The 17806-nt window shown below is 57.4% G+C and carries 15 protein-coding genes and 1 rRNA gene; 7 read left to right on the forward strand and 9 right to left on the reverse strand.

Annotated features, from left to right (window positions below):
* Positions 1-75 precede the first annotated feature (75 nt).
* The 3 genes from rrf to HMPREF2787_RS06025 all read left to right on the forward strand — a co-directional run bounded on the left by rrf (position 76) and on the right by HMPREF2787_RS06025 (position 1705).
* Positions 76-192: ribosomal RNA gene (gene rrf, locus HMPREF2787_RS06015) — 5S ribosomal RNA — on the forward strand.
* 208 nt (positions 193-400) lie between these two features.
* Positions 401-1171: an SDR family NAD(P)-dependent oxidoreductase gene (locus tag HMPREF2787_RS11410; RefSeq protein ID WP_070858751.1), complete on the forward strand. Its 771-nt coding sequence runs from the start codon at positions 401-403 to the stop codon at positions 1169-1171.
* Between the two features lie 90 nt (positions 1172-1261).
* Positions 1262-1705 carry a DUF2871 domain-containing protein gene (locus tag HMPREF2787_RS06025; protein WP_070642574.1) on the forward strand — a complete coding sequence of 148 codons (444 nt, stop codon included), beginning with the start codon at positions 1262-1264 and terminating at the stop codon, positions 1703-1705.
* A 112-nt stretch (positions 1706-1817) separates the two neighbouring features.
* On the opposite strand, the gene HMPREF2787_RS06030 is transcribed toward HMPREF2787_RS06025, so the two are convergent.
* From HMPREF2787_RS06030 to HMPREF2787_RS06040, 3 genes are read right to left on the reverse strand one after another with little or no spacing between them, the layout of a single operon-like run.
* On the reverse strand, positions 1818-4442 hold the full coding sequence (locus HMPREF2787_RS06030) for an ABC transporter permease (protein WP_070642577.1): 2625 nt from the start codon (positions 4440-4442) through the stop codon (positions 1818-1820).
* Positions 4443-4463: 21 nt separating this feature from the next.
* Positions 4464-5258 carry an ABC transporter ATP-binding protein gene (locus tag HMPREF2787_RS06035; RefSeq protein WP_172954627.1) on the reverse strand — a complete coding sequence of 265 codons (795 nt, stop codon included), beginning with the start codon at positions 5256-5258 and terminating at the stop codon, positions 4464-4466.
* Between the two features lie 17 nt (positions 5259-5275).
* A complete protein-coding gene (locus HMPREF2787_RS06040) occupies positions 5276-6307 on the reverse strand; it encodes a pseudouridine synthase (protein WP_048731288.1) in 1032 nt (343 codons plus the stop codon).
* Between the two features lie 297 nt (positions 6308-6604).
* Between HMPREF2787_RS06040 and HMPREF2787_RS06045 the strand changes: the two genes are divergently transcribed.
* The 3 genes from HMPREF2787_RS06045 (at position 6605) to HMPREF2787_RS06055 (ending at position 9140) form a co-directional block, all read left to right on the forward strand.
* Entirely contained in the window at positions 6605-7504 is a 900-nt protein-coding gene (locus HMPREF2787_RS06045) for a universal stress protein (RefSeq protein ID WP_005510554.1), read from the forward strand.
* A gap of 344 nt (positions 7505-7848) precedes the next feature.
* Positions 7849-8142, forward strand: a complete 294-nt coding sequence (locus HMPREF2787_RS06050) for a GlsB/YeaQ/YmgE family stress response membrane protein (RefSeq protein ID WP_049171710.1) — start codon at positions 7849-7851, stop codon at positions 8140-8142.
* A gap of 377 nt (positions 8143-8519) precedes the next feature.
* Positions 8520-9140 carry a TetR/AcrR family transcriptional regulator gene (locus HMPREF2787_RS06055; RefSeq protein WP_048731284.1) on the forward strand — a complete coding sequence of 207 codons (621 nt, stop codon included), beginning with the start codon at positions 8520-8522 and terminating at the stop codon, positions 9138-9140.
* A gap of 53 nt (positions 9141-9193) precedes the next feature.
* On the opposite strand, the gene yidC is transcribed toward HMPREF2787_RS06055, so the two are convergent.
* The 4 genes from yidC to HMPREF2787_RS06075 all read right to left on the reverse strand — a co-directional run bounded on the left by yidC (position 9194) and on the right by HMPREF2787_RS06075 (position 14148).
* A complete protein-coding gene (gene yidC / locus HMPREF2787_RS06060; protein WP_049171708.1) occupies positions 9194-10552 on the reverse strand; it encodes a membrane protein insertase YidC in 1359 nt (452 codons plus the stop codon).
* A 196-nt stretch (positions 10553-10748) separates the two neighbouring features.
* Entirely contained in the window at positions 10749-11102 is a 354-nt protein-coding gene (locus HMPREF2787_RS06065) for a histone-like nucleoid-structuring protein Lsr2 (RefSeq protein WP_069359719.1), read from the reverse strand.
* A gap of 348 nt (positions 11103-11450) precedes the next feature.
* Positions 11451-13208 carry an alkaline phosphatase D family protein gene (locus HMPREF2787_RS06070; RefSeq protein WP_239272148.1) on the reverse strand — a complete coding sequence of 586 codons (1758 nt, stop codon included), beginning with the start codon at positions 13206-13208 and terminating at the stop codon, positions 11451-11453.
* A gap of 160 nt (positions 13209-13368) precedes the next feature.
* Positions 13369-14148, reverse strand: a complete 780-nt coding sequence (locus tag HMPREF2787_RS06075; RefSeq protein WP_070595664.1) for a DUF6474 family protein — start codon at positions 14146-14148, stop codon at positions 13369-13371.
* Between the two features lie 173 nt (positions 14149-14321).
* On the opposite strand from HMPREF2787_RS06075, the gene HMPREF2787_RS06080 reads away from it, so the two are divergent.
* A complete protein-coding gene (locus HMPREF2787_RS06080; RefSeq protein WP_070858753.1) occupies positions 14322-16142 on the forward strand; it encodes a ribonuclease H-like domain-containing protein in 1821 nt (606 codons plus the stop codon).
* 4 nt (positions 16143-16146) lie between these two features.
* Here the strand turns inward: HMPREF2787_RS06080 and HMPREF2787_RS06085 are convergent, their stop codons facing one another.
* Both HMPREF2787_RS06085 and HMPREF2787_RS06090 read right to left on the reverse strand, forming a co-directional pair.
* Entirely contained in the window at positions 16147-16992 is an 846-nt protein-coding gene (locus HMPREF2787_RS06085) for a crotonase/enoyl-CoA hydratase family protein (protein WP_070858756.1), read from the reverse strand.
* A gap of 169 nt (positions 16993-17161) precedes the next feature.
* Complete coding sequence (locus tag HMPREF2787_RS06090; protein ID WP_005510435.1) at positions 17162-17758, reverse strand: superoxide dismutase; 597 nt, start codon at positions 17756-17758, stop codon at positions 17162-17164.
* Between the last annotated feature and the right edge of the window lie 48 nt (positions 17759-17806).

Here is a 17806-nt window from a genome sequence, read left to right on the forward strand (position 1 = left end):
CGCGTCCGTTATTCAGTGTCTGGCATGACACCTCCCACCCAAAGTTGTGGTGGGGATGGTTGTTGCCTGGTTTTTGTCGGTGGTGTTAGCGGTGGGGTCACGCCCGGTCCCATTCCGAACCCGGAAGCTAAGTCCACCAGCGCCGATGGTACTGCACTCGGGAGGGTGTGGGAGAGTAGGTCGCCGCCGGCGTAATAATCTTGTTTTGTGGGTCGTGGTAGCCAGTTCCCGTGTGGGGTGGGCTGCTGCGGCCCACTTTTGTTTTACCCACAAGTAAACAACATAAACTAGCGTAAGTGTTTTAACGCTGTATCTTTTTGTCGGCATGTTTATTCCCATACAGCACTCTTGGTCGGCGCCGTTTTAATTGCCTGAGCCAGCCAGCTGTATCTTGGAAATCATGCGAGTGGGAATCGTGACTGGAGCATCTCGGGGCATAGGTGCCGTCTTCGCCGATAGGCTCGGGCAGCTACGTCCAGACCTAGATGAAATCTGGTGTATCTCTCGTAGCTACAACGATGATTCTTCCAGCGAGGCCGCTGAACACTCTAGGACCCAAGGTTCGCGTCTTCGATATCTTCGTCTAGACCAGTCCGATGATGATTTTGGCGATAAGCTCCGGAATCGTGTTGAGCGCCATCACGCGACGATAGTTTATTTAATCCTCAATGCCGCGTACGCGAATTATGGCGATGTTAATACCCAGGACTTTTCGCGGGCTGATCAAATGATACAGACGAATATTCGCGGAACGGTCGCAGCGGTTTACTCTCTAAACGATTTATTCGAAGAGAATGGCCACATCATTCTCGTTTCATCGATCTCAGCTGTAGCACCAACTCCAGGGCTAGCAGTATATACGGCATCGAAAGCGTTTATTCGGCATTGGGGTATCAGCCTTAGGGATGAATTAAAGCCTAATGGTGTAACTGTAACTATTTGCTACCCGGGAAAGGTTAAGACCACCGCTCTCCGGGACGTCGTGAAGCAGGCGAAGTCGGTGAAGTTGCGTCTTATGCCGGAGCAGAATCTCAATTATCTAGTGGTGCGCACGTTACGTGCAGCGGAAAGGGGTCGGGCGGAGGTAGCGCCCGGCCTATATGGCCTGGTGATGATCCTTTTTAAGGCTGTGCCGACACGCATGCTGGCTCGATTCGCGCGGTTAGTTTGAGGCCGTCTAGATTCGCGGAATCAAACTTTCGTTTAACCCCTTGGGTTTGGTCCGTTTAGAAGCCAGCGTTATCTGAGTAGGCTACGAAGTATGCGTAAGTTATTCACAGCTGCTTCGGTCTATCTTGGTCTTGGTCTGTTTTCTGGCGTTTTCTATCGTGAATTTACCCGTGCGATGGATTTTGGGGATAAAACGCAGCTCAATACGCTGCACACGCATTTCCTTGTTCTTGGCATGATTTTCTTCTTGGTTGCGCTGGCATTGGATGGGCAATTCAATATTTCAGCTGTCAAGGGCTTTGATCGCTGGTTCATCGTTCAGAATGTCGGCATTGTTTGGACGATTGGCATGATGGTGGCTAACGGTATCGTGCACGTTGTTTCAGGCCCGGAGGCCTGGGGTGCGATGTACTCGGGAATTGCAGGGCTCGGCCACATTATCCTGACGGTCGGCTTTGTGTGGTTCTTTATGCTTCTCAATAAGGCGCTGAAGAATCGAGAACGCGAGGTTCGCAAGGCCAACGCGACCGTATAAATTGCCAGCGGAAATGCGTGAGCCGGATAGCTGATTCAGCGTAGGCGATAAGGCGAAATAGAAACCCCGTGCAGAAACAATATCTGCACGGGGCGGTTTCATATAACGGCGACTATTCGTTTGCGATAGCGGCCAGGGGCGGTGTCTTCGCGGCCTTCTGACCAGGGCCGAGAGCAGCAATAATGCCCACAAGCGCAGACCCAAGCAGCATGAGAACGATCTGCAGCCACGGTACCGCGATAGTATTCAGGCCCTCATCCTTCAGCACGGTTAGAAGTGACCAGCCGAGGAACAAGCCGAGGACAATACCTACAACCGCGCCGAAAATGGAGATTTCCACAGATTCCAGGCGAATCATCCGGCGAATCCCCGAGCGTTGCAGGCCGACGGCCCGAAGCATGCCAATCTCCTGGCGGCGCTCGACAACCGAGAGCGCGACAGTATTGATAATTCCCAGAATCGAAATGATGACCGCCAGGGCCAGCAGCGCGTAGACGATTCCCAGCATGACATCGATAGAGGCATTAGCCAGACCCGCAAACTCCTTAGCAGTCATCACCTGTACTACGAGGTAGTCCGCAACTGCGTCGCTAAGCTTTTGCTTCATTTCATCCATGGAGCCGCTGTCTGCCGCGATGGAATCAGAAATATCGACGTAGGTCTGGAAAGGCAACAGGTGGCTGCTTTTGACATATTTATGGGCGGCTTCGTCGGAGACCATAATCGACTGGCCTGGATCATTCGTGTCAGCAAAAATGCCGGTGACGGGGAGCCGTGTTATGCCGCCTTTGGAAACCACTGCGAGCTCAGTGCCAACGTTCCAACCATTCTTTTTCGCTGTTGATTCGCTGATGACAATTCCCGCATCCGGCTTGGCCAGATCGAGGGAGCCCTGTATGGCGCGAGTGCCGTACCATTTGCCGACGTTGGAGTTGAAAACTGACGCATTACTAGATTCCGGTCCGACTTCAGTTTGTTCGCCGTCGGAAGCTATCATCGTGCCGGCTTCTTCAGGCGGGATCACCAGCAGCGCGCCAATCGACAAGGTTGCGGTGTCGTCGACACCATCGATATCCTTCACCGCATCCTCGACCCCAAGCGGCAGGGCCGAATGTGCGGTCAGAGGTGGCGAGAGCACGAAGTCAGCCGTCAGATTGGTCTCTGACCACTCATTGACCGCCTCCTTCATGGACACACCGAACATGCCAATCACAGTCACCAGCGCAAGCCCGAGCGTCAGTGCAAACGATGTGGTTCCCGTTCTGCGCGGATTGCGGTGGGAGTTCGTCGCCGCAAGCTTGCCGACGGTTCCAAAAGGCGCACCTACGACGCGCCCCAGTCCTCCGATCAGAGGCATGGACAGCGCGGGGCCGACAAGCCAGACGGAGGCTACGGCCATCACTGCACCGACACCAACGAAGACGGCACGAATCTTGGTTTCTGCGTCGTTCCACTGCAATGCCCAGGCAATGATTGCGATCGCGGCGGACGCCAGCACAGTACCGGTCCACGTCCTAGCACTGAGGCTATTGCTGGTTGTTTGATCCCCAGAGCGCATGGCTTCTACAGGAGGGACCGCGCCAGCGCGGGCGGCCGGCGTCCAGGCGGCGATCATGGTGATGGCCACGCCGACAAGGAGAGGAACGATGACTGCCACCGGTTCGAATGTCAGGCCATCGCCGGGCATGGAGATACTCATGGCATCGAGAAGCATGAATAGCCCCTGGCTCAGCCCAAATCCCGTGATGACACCTAGTGCGGAACCGATGAGGCCAACAATGAATGCCTCCAAGAGGACGGACGCAGTGAGCTGTCGTCGTGAAGCACCGAGGGCGCGGAGGAGAGCGAATTCCTTCATGCGCTGAGTGACCAGCATGGTGAAAGTATTGGAAATGATGAAGATCCCGACCAGCAGCCCGATGAGCCCGAAAGCGATGAGGAAGTAGTTGACAAAGCTTAAGGCAGAGGAGACACGTTCGGAGGCCTCGTCGGCGAGCTTAGAGCCTGCCTCTACCTTGAGCTCGGGGAATGCTTCTGCGACATCACGGGTAAGCGTGGCAGCGTCAGTGGTGGAATCGGCGGCGAGGGTGAACATGTCCATATGGCTGTCCGCGCCGTAGAGCTCTCGCCACTGATTCTGGGTGAAAAAGACCGCGAGGTAGCCGGTTTCGTCGATGGAGGTATCGGCGATGCCGACGACCTTCACCGTCGCCCGCTCGAGACGGGTGGCCACCTTGATTTCAGTGCCGACGTGGAGGTTGCCGAGTTCGGCGGTAGTGGAGTTGACGACCACCTCACCTGGTGTTTCCGGCGCGTGCCCCTCGGTAACCGTGACCTTGTTGCCCACCGCTTCGGCCGCTGGATAGTAGGGAAGACCCATCGATGGCGAACCATTGGTTTGAATCGGCTTGCCGTCGGCTCCCGTGGCCGTAATGCTGTTGTTGGGATCGCCAATGTTGAGGGCTCGGACCCCGGGGAAGCTTTCGATTTTCTGCGCGGTTTCTTCGGTGAGAGCACCGGGATTGTCAGCTGGGGCCGTCACCACCACGTCGACACCGTCATAAGCGGTACTCATTGCGCCCTTAAAGGCCTTGTCCAGCGATGATGTGAACACAAATGCGCCGGTGATGAAGGCTGTGCCCAGCACGACCGAAATAATTGTGAGCACGAGGCGCAACTTGTGCGAGGTGATATTACGCCAGGCGACGCGGCTTAGCGTGGAAGACGATGATGCCATGGGGAGAGATGACCTGCCTTCCTAAAGATTCTCAATATCTGCCATGCGCGCCAAGATATCGGCGGGCGTGGGGTTGCGAAGCTCGTCAACCACGCGGCCATCCGCGAGGAACACAACACGGTCTGCGTAGGAAGCGGCGGTGGCATCATGCGTCACAATGACAACGGTCTGGCCGATGTCATCAACCGCATCGCGGAGAATCGTCAACACCTCACGGGATGAGTTCGAGTCCAAGTTGCCCGTCGGCTCATCTCCAAAGATGATCTCCGGCCGGCTGACAATGGCACGCGCACAGGCGACACGCTGCTGCTGGCCACCGGACAGTTCCGAGGGGCGGTGCGTAAGCCGTTCTTTAAGCCCGAGGCGCGTGGTGATTTCCTCGAACCACTGCTTATCCACCTTACGACCAGCGATATTGATAGGCAGGGTGATGTTCTCCGCCGCTGTCAACGTCGGCACCAAGTTGAAGGACTGGAACACAAAGCCCAGGCGGTCACGCCGCAGCGCCGTAATCTCCTTGTCCGACAGCTTCGACAGTTCCGTCGTGCCGATGTACGCGCTTCCCGACGTCGCGGAGTCCAAGCCGGCCATGCAGTGCATCAATGTCGACTTACCCGACCCGGACGGCCCCATGATCGCGGTGAACTCACCAGCGGCAAAAGAGATATCGACATGGTCCAGTGCAGTAACAGCGGCATTGCCGACACCGTACTTCTTGGTGAGCCCCTCAGCGTAGGCCGCCGCTGGTGGGGCGGAATGCTTCAAAGAAGACTCAGCGGATGATTTGGTGGGGCGTTTTGCATGCTTGGCAGACATGGGGGAGGGGCTCTCTTCTAATTAGATTTGATTAACGGCGAATTAATATCCGGCAGCGAAAGCGGATTGAAAACGCTGCGACGGGAATGGAACGTTCGTTGTTCCCCAGTCACGGGGTCAGCGAAACTCATTTCAACACAGACCAGGTGCAGGGGCTCCGAGGTATTCTCGGCCTCCAGCGGCAGAATCTCCGGGTAGTACTGGTCACCCAGGATGGGAAAGCCCAGTTCACTCAAGTGCAGCCGCAGCTGATGAGTGCGTCCGGTGATGGGCTTCAATTGCCACAGCGCAACGCGACCACTGTCGGCAGCGAGGCCGTCGGCGTCCGAAGGCACGTCGACAAGCGAAATGCGCTCGATGATGGTGTGGGCGTTTGGCTCGCCCTCGAGAGTATAAGCCTGCATCTGGCCAGCAATTTTGTGCTGTCGTGTGCGCAATTCCAGTGGGGTCTCGGGCAGGGCTTCGCTGGCCGCGCCAGCGATGGGTGTGGGCGACGTCAGCGCGTGATAGCGCTTAGTGACTTCCCCCGATGCGAAAAGTCCCTGGTAAGCACCGCGAACTTCGCGCCGGGCGGTAAAGATGAGCAACCCCGACGTCAGCCTGTCGAGGCGATGCGCGGGAACCAACTCCGGATTACCCAGCTCCCGCCGCAGACGAACCACAGCAGTTTCCGTAATGTGTCGGCCGCGCGGCATCGTTGCCAAAAACGACGGCTTGTCGACGACCACAAGGTTGTCATCTTGAAAGACAATCGGCATCGGCCCCGCGATTGTGCGCTCCGGTGCCGGGGTGCGGTAAAACCACATTTCCGCGCCGGGCTTCACCATGTCATCCGGACTGTACGGCACTGAGTTGGCGCGAACGACGAGCCCATCTGCAAAACGTTTGGCCACAGCAGCTTCATCATCGTCCGGGTGGCGGTGGGTTTGACCTGCGATAGCGCCTGCGAGCAGATCCCACGCACGGGTGGGGGCATCGCCACGACGCCCGGGAGCGGCGATGCGGGATGGGTTGAGCCCATCGCGAATGGGCAGTGGCATGCGACGCATACGGCTGACTTTAACAGGTGCCCCGGATTCACCCGGCGGGCAAGCGGAGCTGCTGGCGCAGGGCTGTGTTGGTATCGCCCCTAATGGCGTAGGCGGACAACATTCTGCCCTGTCGGTCGCAACATAATGGGGGTAGGGTGGAGGTGAAAGTAATAAAAGGGTTGGCTCGGAAGAGTTGACTAAATAGCAAAGCTTGTCCATTAAAATGGCGTCCAAGCAGGTGCGATAGGTGTAGCTGCGTTGCGGTCGGGCCGCAGAGAGCCAATTTTTATGGATCGCATAATAAGGAGGCAATCAATGCCAAGGCAGAACATCATTGTGTGCGCGGTCGATGGCTCGGAGGCATCCAAGACCGCCGTCAAGTGGGCCGCTAACACCGCAGTGAAGCGCGGTGAGCCGCTCCGTCTGGTCAGCAGCTACTCCATGCCGCAGTTCCTCTACGCAGAGGGCATGGTTCCGCCGCAGGAGCTTTACGACGATCTTGAGGCCGAGACCCTGGAGAAGATTAACGAGGCCAAGAAGATTGCCCTCGACTTCGCACCGTCGGTAGATGTCAGCCACCAGATTGAAGAGGGCAGCCCGATTGACATGCTGCTCGACCTGTCTGAGCAGGCAACCATGGTGGTTATGGGCTCTCGCGGCCTGGGCGGGCTCTCTGGCATGGTCATGGGTTCGGTTTCCGCCGCTGTTGTTTCCCACGCATCGTGCCCGGTTGTTGTTGTCCGCGAGGACAACCTGGTAACCGATGAGACCAAGTACGGTCCTGTCGTTGTCGGTGTCGATGGCTCCGATATTTCCGAAAAGGCAACGGAGTACGCATTCCGTGAGGCCGATGCCCGTGGTGCCGAGCTGATTGCAGTTCATACCTGGATGGATATGCAGGTACAGGCTTCCCTGGCTGGCCTTTCTGCAGCTCAGAGCCAGTGGCAGGTTGTGGAAGAGGAGCAGAAGGCTCTGCTCGGCCACCGTCTGGAGAAGTACGCTAAGAAGTACCCGGAAGTGGCCATCAAGAAGGTTGTTACCCGCGACCGCCCGGTTCGTGCTCTGGCTGATGCCTCGGAAGGCTCGCAGCTGCTGGTCGTCGGCAGCCACGGCCGCGGAGGTTTCAAGGGCATGCTGCTCGGCTCCACTTCGCGTGCACTCCTGCAGGCGGCTGCTTGCCCGATGATGGTCGTCCGCCCGGAGACTGACGCCTAAAGCGCCCTTCGAGGGGGCTGAGAAAAGACGCCGGCGGCGGTCGTCGAGGCGCGGTTAGCGCCGAGAGTAGAAACCGTTACCGAATATTTATAAGTAGAACCTAGCCGGTTTCCGACAGGTGTCGGGGCCGGCTTCGGTTTATCCAAATGAGGCCTCTCGTCTGCATAAACCCTGTTTTCATGCAGAAAGTGCAGATTTTATAAGAGTTTTCCTGTGGCTATCCGACTGTTATCTCGCTAGTTTCTCAGTGGCCGAAATGGCCTGATAGTGCTTGCAGTGTATGCAAGAGTTTTCGGAAAGACTTATAGTTGAGTCAGAACGATTTCGGGAAAGGAATATCTATCATGAACGAGATTCTTCTTGCTGCCTCCTTTAGTCCCACGATGGGCTTCATCAGCTGGATTATCATCGGTGGTCTTGCCGGCTGGATCGGCTCTAAGATCATGAACACCGATGAACAGATGGGCGTCGTCCTGAATATCGTCGTTGGTATCGTCGGTGGTTTCTTGGGCGGTTGGCTGCTCACCCTGTTCGGCGTTGATGTCGCCGGTGGCGGAAAGTTCTTCAGCTTCCTCACCTGTCTGCTCGGCGCCGTGATCCTGTTGTGGATTGTCGGCCTGGTTCAAAAGCGCAAGTAAGCCAAGCAAAACAGCGCGACTATGCACGAAGCGTCGTAACGCTGCTATCTACTGGATAGTGAGCTAGAGCGCGGGGCATCTCATCAACATTGAGATGCCCTTTTTTTGTTGTGCGGTTGTCGTGAAGTTGGCGTTCTGCGATTGTCGCGACATCTGTTGGGGGCGGCAATCATCGCACGCTAAAGTAGGACTAGAGGCTGAAAGACTGACTAGTTTGTTCTTTTACAAAATCACAGTCGCAGATACGCCTACAATGGAATATCACAGACTATGAACGCCCTGTTCAGTGCTCTGAAAGCAATGGCGCTAATGCCGGTGTTTGCGAGTAAGCAGCTGTTAGAACGGGGTGTGACTTTGGAAGGACGAGAGGTACTGCCGTGGCAGAAGCGACAACGGGCAAGGGCGCAAAAGGCGGCCGCGCTTCCTCTCGCCGTCGTAACCGCCCCAGTCCGCGGGAGCGCCTCCTGGCATCAGCGACAACTCTGTTTACAACAGAGGGTATCCGCGTTGTCGGCATTGACCGCATCCTGCGGGAAGCTGATGTGGCCAAAGCCAGCCTGTATTCGTTGTTTGGATCCAAGGACAAGCTAGTCATTGCATATCTGCAAGACCTCGACGCCAAATGGCGGGAGGCTTGGGAGCAGCGAGTGGCCTCGTTGGATACCCCGGCGGAGAAGATTCTCGCGTTCTTTGATCAGTGTATTGCGGAGCAGCCGGCAATCGACTTCCGTGGTTCACACTTCCAGAATGCGGCTAGTGAATATCCGCGGCCGGAAACGGAGTCGGAGCAGGACATCCGTCAGGCCGCAGCCGATCACCGTTCCTGGGTTTGGCAACAGCTACACACGCTGCTGACTGAAAATGAATCTAGTATGCCGTCTGCTCACGCAAATATGCTGTTGCTCTACCTCGACGGCGGCCTCGCGGGTGCCAAGATGTCCAAAGACCTGAACCCGCTGCAGATGGCGCGCGACCTGGCCCGTGACCTGGTCACGTAAATACTTAATTCCCTTTTTTAACGCGTCGTAGTTCTTGCCTTTTTACTCACGGGCTAATCTCGGAAGCGTTTCCAGTCCGACTCCTTTGAGCCGGTGGCTTTCTTAACCATATTCTTCGTATTCTGGCCGAGTAGCATTCCCAGGTTCTTTGCAATCAGAATTGGCTTCGGCCGTTTCTGTGCTTTTTGCGCTTTCTCGGCTTGTCGTTTCATGTCGTCCCGCACTTTAGCCAGGCCGGGAAGCGGCGGAACTATACCCGAGGAAATCTTCATATCCTGCGTCAGGGATGGCAAATTGTCCTGAGCACCAGGCCGCATCTGGGTCACCATGTAGCGAACCTTCGCAATTTTCAAAGCCTGGGCATATTCTTCTTCCTGCTTTGCTTTACGGCGGTCCCGCGATTCCTTCTCAATAGCGGCATATTCGCTCTTATGCTGCTTTATCTTCCACGGAGCGAATGCGGATTTGATATAAAAGTGACGCTTGGCCTGCTTTAACTTCTTCTTTTCTTCCCGCTCCGATTCGTATTCACCCTTTTGGTGGTTTTGAAGAGTTCGGAAATCGTCCGTGAGCGGGTAGGTCTTTTCCACATAGCGGGTGAGAATGATATTTTGGGTCAGTGTCCAGAAGTTATTGGTGACCCAGTAGACAATTAGAGCCACAGGTGTTGGGCCAAAGAAACCCGCGAAGAGGATCATCAGCGGTGCGTAGATAAGCATTACGCGCATGAATTTGCTGAGGAATACACTGACGCTATTGGAATAGTCGAGAGTGCGCTGCAACCGGCGGTAGGAAACGACCAAGTTAAAACCGGTGAAAAAGGCCGCTGCCACGATGCCGATAATGCAGAAAGTTAACAGCGAATCATGATTGCCCCCGAGGATTTGCAGTTGCTCCGGGTCCATGCGCAGATATGCGGGTAGAGGCTGTCCCAAGAATGTCGCGCTCAGAAAGTCGGAGATCTCATCCTTAGAGATGAATCCGACATTATGAGACGCAGGCAGCCCAGGCCCCTCAGACGCCCGCAGCATGTGCCTCAGCATGCGAACAAGGCCCATAATCACGGGAATCTGGACGAAGAGGGGCGCCAGCATTACGGAGGTCTTAATCCCCTCTGCTTTGCGCATTTCCTTGCTGGCAAAGTTTACGTATTGTGGCGAGTTCGGCTCGATGCTCCTGCGGTAGCGCTCCTTGAGCATAAAAAGCTGCGGCCGTAGGTTGGCTGTCTTGCGCGCCGAGATAAATTGCTGGAACGCGAGAAACGCTAAAGCGCCACGCACCGTAAACACCAGCAGGAAGAGAGAAAGCGTCCAGGACAGAGAAGACGGCAGGTGAAACACTGAGGCCAGTAAAAGGTGCCACGCCTTAAGGACAAACGAGACCAGCCAAACGAATGGTTCCAAAATGACCACGGGCCGACTCCTCCATGTCAAGGATAAGAAAAGTAAGACAACCGGATGAGGCCGGTGTGCCAATTCCAGCCGCTATCCTAGCGACTCGAATTACCTGCCCCAACTTTAAAACAGGGCCCCGCTGTGGCGGGACCCTGTTTTAAAGATAGTAAAGCTGGGTGAAACCCAGTGGAAGGCAAACGGACCTGGGTGAGAACTAGTTAGCGCTCTCGTACTTTTCAATAATGTGCTTTGGCAGCGCACCACGGTCTGCAACATCCATGCCATTCTCTCGTGCCCACTGGCGAATCTTGCGATTGCGATCACGGGCCTCAGCGGCATTGGGATTAGCGGAAGAGCGCTTACGCGGAGCTACAACCGTGCTGTGATCAATGGAAGCTTTCGCAATATACGGTTCTAATACCTGCTCGAACTTCTCTGCATTTTCCTGAGAGAGGTCGAGAATGTAGTTCTTACCGCGGAAAGAGAAACGAACGACTTGGTGATCTGCGGAATCAAGCGGAGTCCCATCGAGGTCGTCGATGTACTGAATTAGTTCGCGGCGTGCCATAGAATCCCTGCCTAAGCTTGGTGCTGAACTTGTAATAATGAAGAAGGCTTACAGTGAAACTTCAATACGGTGAAACTTCAAATTAATATCGAGCCCTTTTTTCTTTCCCCCACAGTATAAGTGCAAAGAAATTTAATGTCTATTGACGATAATTGAGCTCGATTGTGCAACTTATATTGAATACATGGTTTGTTAATAATTCGATTAATTGTGCACAAGAACTTGGGGTAATAAAAAGACGGCCCTGCATGTTGTGCAGGGCCGTCGTGAACAGCAACTACGCCACTGAGGGCGCAATGCGGGGTGCGCTCTCGGTAGTCGTCGTAAAGCGAAAGGACGAGAAGGCGCTTAAGCCTGGGTCATGCCCTGACCCGGCTTGCCGCGGTAGGTAGCGGCGACGAAAAGCGGCTGGTTCGGTTCTTCCTTGACCTCGACAAGGCGGTACTCAGAGGTAACGTCCTCGCGGCCGAAGTAGACGGCAGTGTAGCCGTGGCGGTCGAACTCGAGGTAGTTGACGTACGGGTTCGCAGCCTTGAGTCCAGCGGTAGCAGCCAAGGAAATCGGGTTGTCCTGAGGCAGCTTCACAATGTCATCGATATTCGGGGCGCTGACGGAAGTACAGACAATCTCAATAGCGGCAATGCCGGCACTCGGGTACTCGCCCGGGACCTTCGGTACGTTGCAGTTCCAGGAGGAGTGAATATCGCCGGTGAGGAAGACAACGTTGTCGTAGCCTTCCTTATCCATGATGTTGATCAGCTTACGACGCTCAGCAGCGTAGCCATCCCACTGATCCAAGTTGTACGGCAGGCCGTCCTGAGGCAAGCTCAGCAGCTCGGTGACAGCGCGGGTGGCCTCCGGATCCAGCGGCGGAACCAGCACCGGAGTGAACATGACGGAGTTGCCCACGACACGCCACTTTGCGCTCGAGGAACGCCACTGGCCGAGCAGGTAATTGAACTGCTCAGAGCCGAGCATGGAGCGGTTCTCATCATCGGTCTCGCCAGCGCGGATGAACTTCAGCTGCTGGTCACGGTAGGTGCGCAGGTCCAGCATGGTCAGGTCGGCGAGATCGCCGAAACGGAAGCTGCGGTAGAGCTTTCCGCCCTGGGAGAACGGGACCGCGCGAACCGGCAGCCACTCCAGGTACGCCTGGATAGCGGCGTCGCGGCGGGCAATGTAGTCGCCTTCGGTCTCCGGGTCGTGGTTCTCAGCGCCACTGTGCCAATCATCGTTGGCGACCTCGTGGTCGTCCCAGGTCACAATCCACGGCTTTGCGCGGTGAGCTTCCTGCAGGTCCGCATCGGTACGGTAGGTGGCGTAGCGCAGGCGGTAGTCAGCGAGAGAAATGATCTCGTGAGCCGGCTTGTGGTCACGAACCGGGCCCTTGCCGGAGTAGCCACCGGCCTCGTACTCGTAGATGTAGTCACCGACACACATGATGATGTCGATGCGGTCATTTTCCGCCATATCGCGGTAAGCGGAGAAGAAGCCACTTTCCCAGTTAGCGCAGGAAGTCAGCGCGATGCCCAGGTGATCTGGCGAGGAGTTCACCGGCGGCGCAGTGCGAGTCTGGCCAATCGGGGAAACCTGGCCCGCGTGATCACCAGCGGTGACGGTAAAGCGGTAGAAGTAGTAGGAATCAGCGGAGAGACCCTTGACATCGATCTTGACAGTGTTGTCAGCATCCGGGTCGGTGTTCAGGGCGCCAGAGGCAACGATGTTGCCGAAGCCCTCATCAGAAGCGACTTCCCACTTCAGTGCAACAGGACGGCCCTGGTTTGCACCTGCGGTATCGCCTGGGTGTGAGGTCACACGAGTCCAGATAAGAACCGAGTCCGGCAGTGGGTCGCCAGAGGCCACGCCGTGTTGGAATACCTGAAAACCACCGGAACCGCCAGCATTAGCTGGGGACTGTGACTCAGGATTTGCCCCCGCACTGGTAGCGGGTGCCAGGCCGATGGCTCCGGCAGCAGCACCGGTAGCGCCGGCACGCAGTACGGCACGACGAGAAGGGGTGAATGGCTTTTGGGCTGTTGCGTCGCTGTTCGAGACCGCACCGTTCAGATTCGAGGCTGCAGTCTGAGATTTATCTGAAGATGGCATAGCCTTCATTACAGTAGTTCTCAGTCCGTAGCGCCATCGGTGGGAAAAAATAGCCCGATACGGGGGTAATAAGAGCAAAAGCGCGACTGTTGCTGTTCAACAACAGTCGCGCTCAATTCGATGAATCTCGGCGAGTGGCCTCAACCCGAAGCGACCGGGTTTACGCGCCCAGCTCCGAAATGATCTGGCGGTCCAGCGAATCCAGCTCTGCGGTAATGGAGTGGTGCGCGCGACGGCGCTGCTCCGGGGTCATCTTCTCGGCAGTATTAATAGCATCAGTCATGACATCCAGACGCGAGTTGGCGTCCTTGATAAAACCATCGGTGCCCTTGGCGCCCGACTTACGCAGTTCCGTCAGCGAACCGCGAGTGGCCTCAATGCGGGCCAGCAGCGGTGCACCGTGCCCCTGGTAACGAGCGGCATCATTAGCGGAAACACCGAACTTCTGCGCGGCCGACGAGTGTTCACGGCGCTGGAGGGCAGTGATGGCGCGGTAGGCCAGCGGAACCAGCACGGGTACCAGCAGGCGTGCGCCGCCGATCCACGACTTTGCCTTGTCCTTGTTGAAGCCCTGGCTGCGCTGCTGTGCCAGGATCTTCTCGGCCATCTTGGTCTGGTGACGCTGCTTGGCGGCCAGCGCCTTCTTCTCGTCCTTGGCACTTGCCTTGCGGATCTTCTCCGCGCGCTTCAGAGCACGGTTTTCCAGCTTGAGTTCCTTCTTACCGAGCTTTTCCTCAGAACGAACGCGGCCAGCGGCCTCCTTCAGCTCCAGCTTGTGCTGGTGCTTCTGGTCGCGCTTAGCGGCCTTGACCTCAGCCTTGTGTGCCTTGCGATTAAGTCGAGCTGCGTGGCGAGCCTCTTCCTTGGCCTTCGCCTTGGCAGCCTTCACCTGCTTGGCGGTTTCGCGCCGACGCTCACGGATGTCACCCAAGAAGCTCATTTTTTCCTTCGCCTAGTTGCTCGCAGATAGTCCCTCCGGAAAAGCGGGGCGGAAAACCCTTAAACCCCACCGCGCCGGAGTGCGCTTGCCAGATGCAGTGGCTGCATCACGATTCTTGCTATCCAAGCTTAACGTGAAACTTCCTACCGAGTGGCGATACGCTAATTCTCATTGTGACTGATTCATCCGTTTCGCGCCCGCTTCTCCACGCGAGCGACCTCATCGGCTGCCGCTACCGGCTGAGCCTCGACCTGCGCGAGGGGCGGCTAGTCGAACCTGCTTCTCACCACGAGCACCGCTTGCCGACGTCCATCGCGTCCATCCCCGGCCTGTACACAGTGGCCTCGGGGCCGGACGCTCACCTGGATACCCTTGAGGCCATCGCCCGTGGAGAAAGCGTCATCGCCGGTGGCGTGCTCATGCATGAGCGCCCGATTCCCGGCGGGGTGTACTCGGGAATCGACGAGATTTGCCACCCTGATCTGTTGGTCAAGGTCGATGATTCACCGCAGACGACCTCACCGACGTACATGCCGGTCCTGGTTGTCACACGGCACCTGCTCTCTGCGCGCAAACAGGGCCGGCGGCGTAAGCCGTCGTCAAGCAATGCGGCGCGTGCGGCGGCGATGCAGGTGCGACTGCTGGGCGTTGACCGGCTCGGGCGTGATGGCGTGATGGGTCGGACCCTGCGTCAGGCGATGGTTGTCACGGATGAGTGGAAGCTACGGCATTACGGACCCGATGCTGTGAAGCTGGGGCAGGCGGCGGCGATGCTGCACCGGCTGGGCGTGTCCTGTGGTCTGGTGGGGGCGATTAGTGCCACCGGAATGAACCTGGATACACGGCATATCGTCATTGCTGATGAGGGCTCGCGCGTCGCCTCGTACCGGATGGCGTTGCGGGACGCGCGTGATGCCGTCGCTGCCACTCAGGGGCGACCGTCACGGTTTACGCCGGGCACCTGGCCGCTGGCGCCGCGGCGCATCCGGGAGTGCCGAACCTGCCATCACCACGACCGTTGCTTCGATGAGCTGACCGCAAGTGACGACATTTCCCTCCTTCTACCTGGGGATAAATCCATGCGGTTGCGCAGTGTGGGCATCGACACGGTCACGGCATTGGCGCAGGCGAGTACCAACACTCCGCACGTCAGCAAGGAGCAGGTGTGGATGGCGAGGGCGAGGCTTGCCGACGTCGACGCGCTCCGGGTAGCCGCCAAGACATCGGCCCCGCGTGGCGATGTCGAGATGGACATCGATATGGAGGCGTATCCCAACGATGGCGCCTACCTGTGGGGAACATGGGTGCCCGGGGAGGACTACCGTGGCTTCATCACCTGGGAGCCACCGGGGCCAGAGGGGCTCGGCGGCACGGCGGAGGCCAGGAACTTTGCGATTTTCTGGGATTACCTGATGCGACGTCGAAATGCGGCGCATGAACAAGGCAAGACCTTCCGCGCCTATTGCTGGGCGGCAGAGGGCGAGAACTATTGGCTACGTCAGAGCGCTACCCGGTTCGGCGGCCAGGAATTTGTGGTGCCCGCAGATTCGGCGGATTTGGCCACGGGCGATGTGGCTGGTTCCGGTTCCGAGGCAGCTGGCCCGACAAATATTGTGCGGGTGCCGACCCGCGAAGAAGTGGACAAGTTCATTGCCTCGGAGGACTGGGTCGACATGCTGAAGGTTGCCCGTCGCCAGATCCTCTCCACCGTCGGCATGGGGCTGAAAGTCGTGGCCCCGTGGTCGGGCTTCCACTGGCGCGACGCCGATGTTGACGGCGAGGCATCGCTGGATCTGTATCGCATTGCGACGGCCACTGACCTCGACTTTGTCGCGGAACAGTCCTTTGAAAAGCTCACGCAAGCCGAGGCGCGCGCTATGCTACTGCGCTACAACGGCGATGACTGCCGATCGGTAGCCCACGTCCGCGACTGGCTGGATTCACAGCGCGCGGCCGCGGACCTGCCGCATGGGGATGACCTGCCGGTTCCTTAGCGCGCTAACCACGCGTCCACGTGCCGCGCCGGGCGAACTTAGGTGAGACCTTCTTCATCGCAGCATTGCGAATGATGGCCGTGTTCTTGCGGGCTAACAGCAGCAACTGTTGTGTGCGCTCGGCACGGAATGTTGAGCGAGGCGATCGGTGCACATCGCGGAAAAGCCGCTTGGTCGCCGCCAGCTGATCCGGCGAGCGCGTCGCCAGCTGTGCCAACTTCTCCTTGGCCAGTTCAAGCGCAGCGTCCTCCGTGTCCACGGCCCACGTCGCCAGACCAATCTCAGTTGCTTCCTTGCCGTTGAGTTCTTCGCCAGACATAGTCAGCCAACGTGCAGTATCGGCGCTGACCTCGTCGAGAATGGTTCGCATACCGGACATATCCGGAATCAGCCCCCACTTCGCTTCGAGGATTGACCACTTGGCATCGCTCGTCGTAATGCGGAAATCAGCACCTAGCGCAATCTGTAGACCACCGCCGTAACAGTGCCCATGCACCGCCGCAATGACCGGCACCGGCAGGCGTCGCCAGTCCCAGCAGGCGCGCTGGAACAGGTTCGTGCCGTGGATATCGGGGACGAATGAGCGCAGAATGCGCGAGGGCTTCTTAAATGCCGACGCGAAATCGAGCCCAGCGCAAAACGATTTGCCCTCGCCACGGAGGATTACGCCGCGCAGATCACGGTCAGCTGCCAGTTTCCGGGCGACGGTGGACATCTCGGTCAGCATCTCAAGTGTTAGACCGTTGAGTTTGTCTCCGCGGTCCAAACTGACGACAGCGATTTTCGCCGCCTCTGAATCAGCTACGGCGAGGTGTTCATAGGTGACGTTGACATTGTTGCTGGTGCTCATGGGCACTAACGCTAAACGACGGCTACGTGTGCCGCCCGGGAAATACCAAAAGTGGTCTCAAACAAGACATAAAAAACCGACCCGCTGAGGGTAAGCCCCGTCAGCGAGCCGGTAAGCCATCTTTAGCGCGCGGCAGGGACGCGTAAAAGTCGCGCGCTGTTAGCCGAGATTACTTGGCAGCTGCGAACAGCTCTGCAGCGTAATCCCAGTTGAAGACGTTCCAGACAGCCTTGACGTAGTCAGCCTTGACGTTCTTGTACTGCAGGTAGAAAGCGTGCTCCCACATATCCAGCAGCAGAACCGGCTTCAGGTTGATGGACAGGTTGCCCTGCTGATCAGTCATCTGCTCAATAACCAGGCGCTCTGCAATGGTGTCGTAACCCAGAACAGCCCAGCCGGAGCCCTGCAGACCCAGAGCAGCAGCGTTGAAGTGAGCCTGGAACTTCTCGAAAGAACCGAAGTCGCGCTCGATAGCCTCAGCCAGCTCGCCGGTCGGCTGGCCGCCACCGTTCGGGGACAGCAGCTTCCAGAACAGGGAGTGGTTGGTGTGGCCACCCAGGTTAAAGGCCAGGTCCTTGGACAGGCCGGTAACAGCTGCGAAGTCGCCGGACTCGCGAGCAGCAGCGAGCTTCTCCAGAGCAGCGTTGGCGCCGTTGACGTAATTAGCGTGGTGCTTGCTGTGGTGCAGCTCCATAATCTCGCCGGAGATGTGCGGCTCCAGAGCGTCGTAAGCGTAATCCAGCTCAGGAAGTTCGTACTTAGTCATTAGGAAAATTCCTCCTCAACACGTTTTTAGGTTGTGCCGTCGATGGTA

The organism is Corynebacterium sp. HMSC061H03 (genome assembly GCF_001838215.1).
Classification (GTDB): Bacteria; Actinomycetota; Actinomycetes; order Mycobacteriales; family Mycobacteriaceae; genus Corynebacterium; species Corynebacterium jeikeium_D.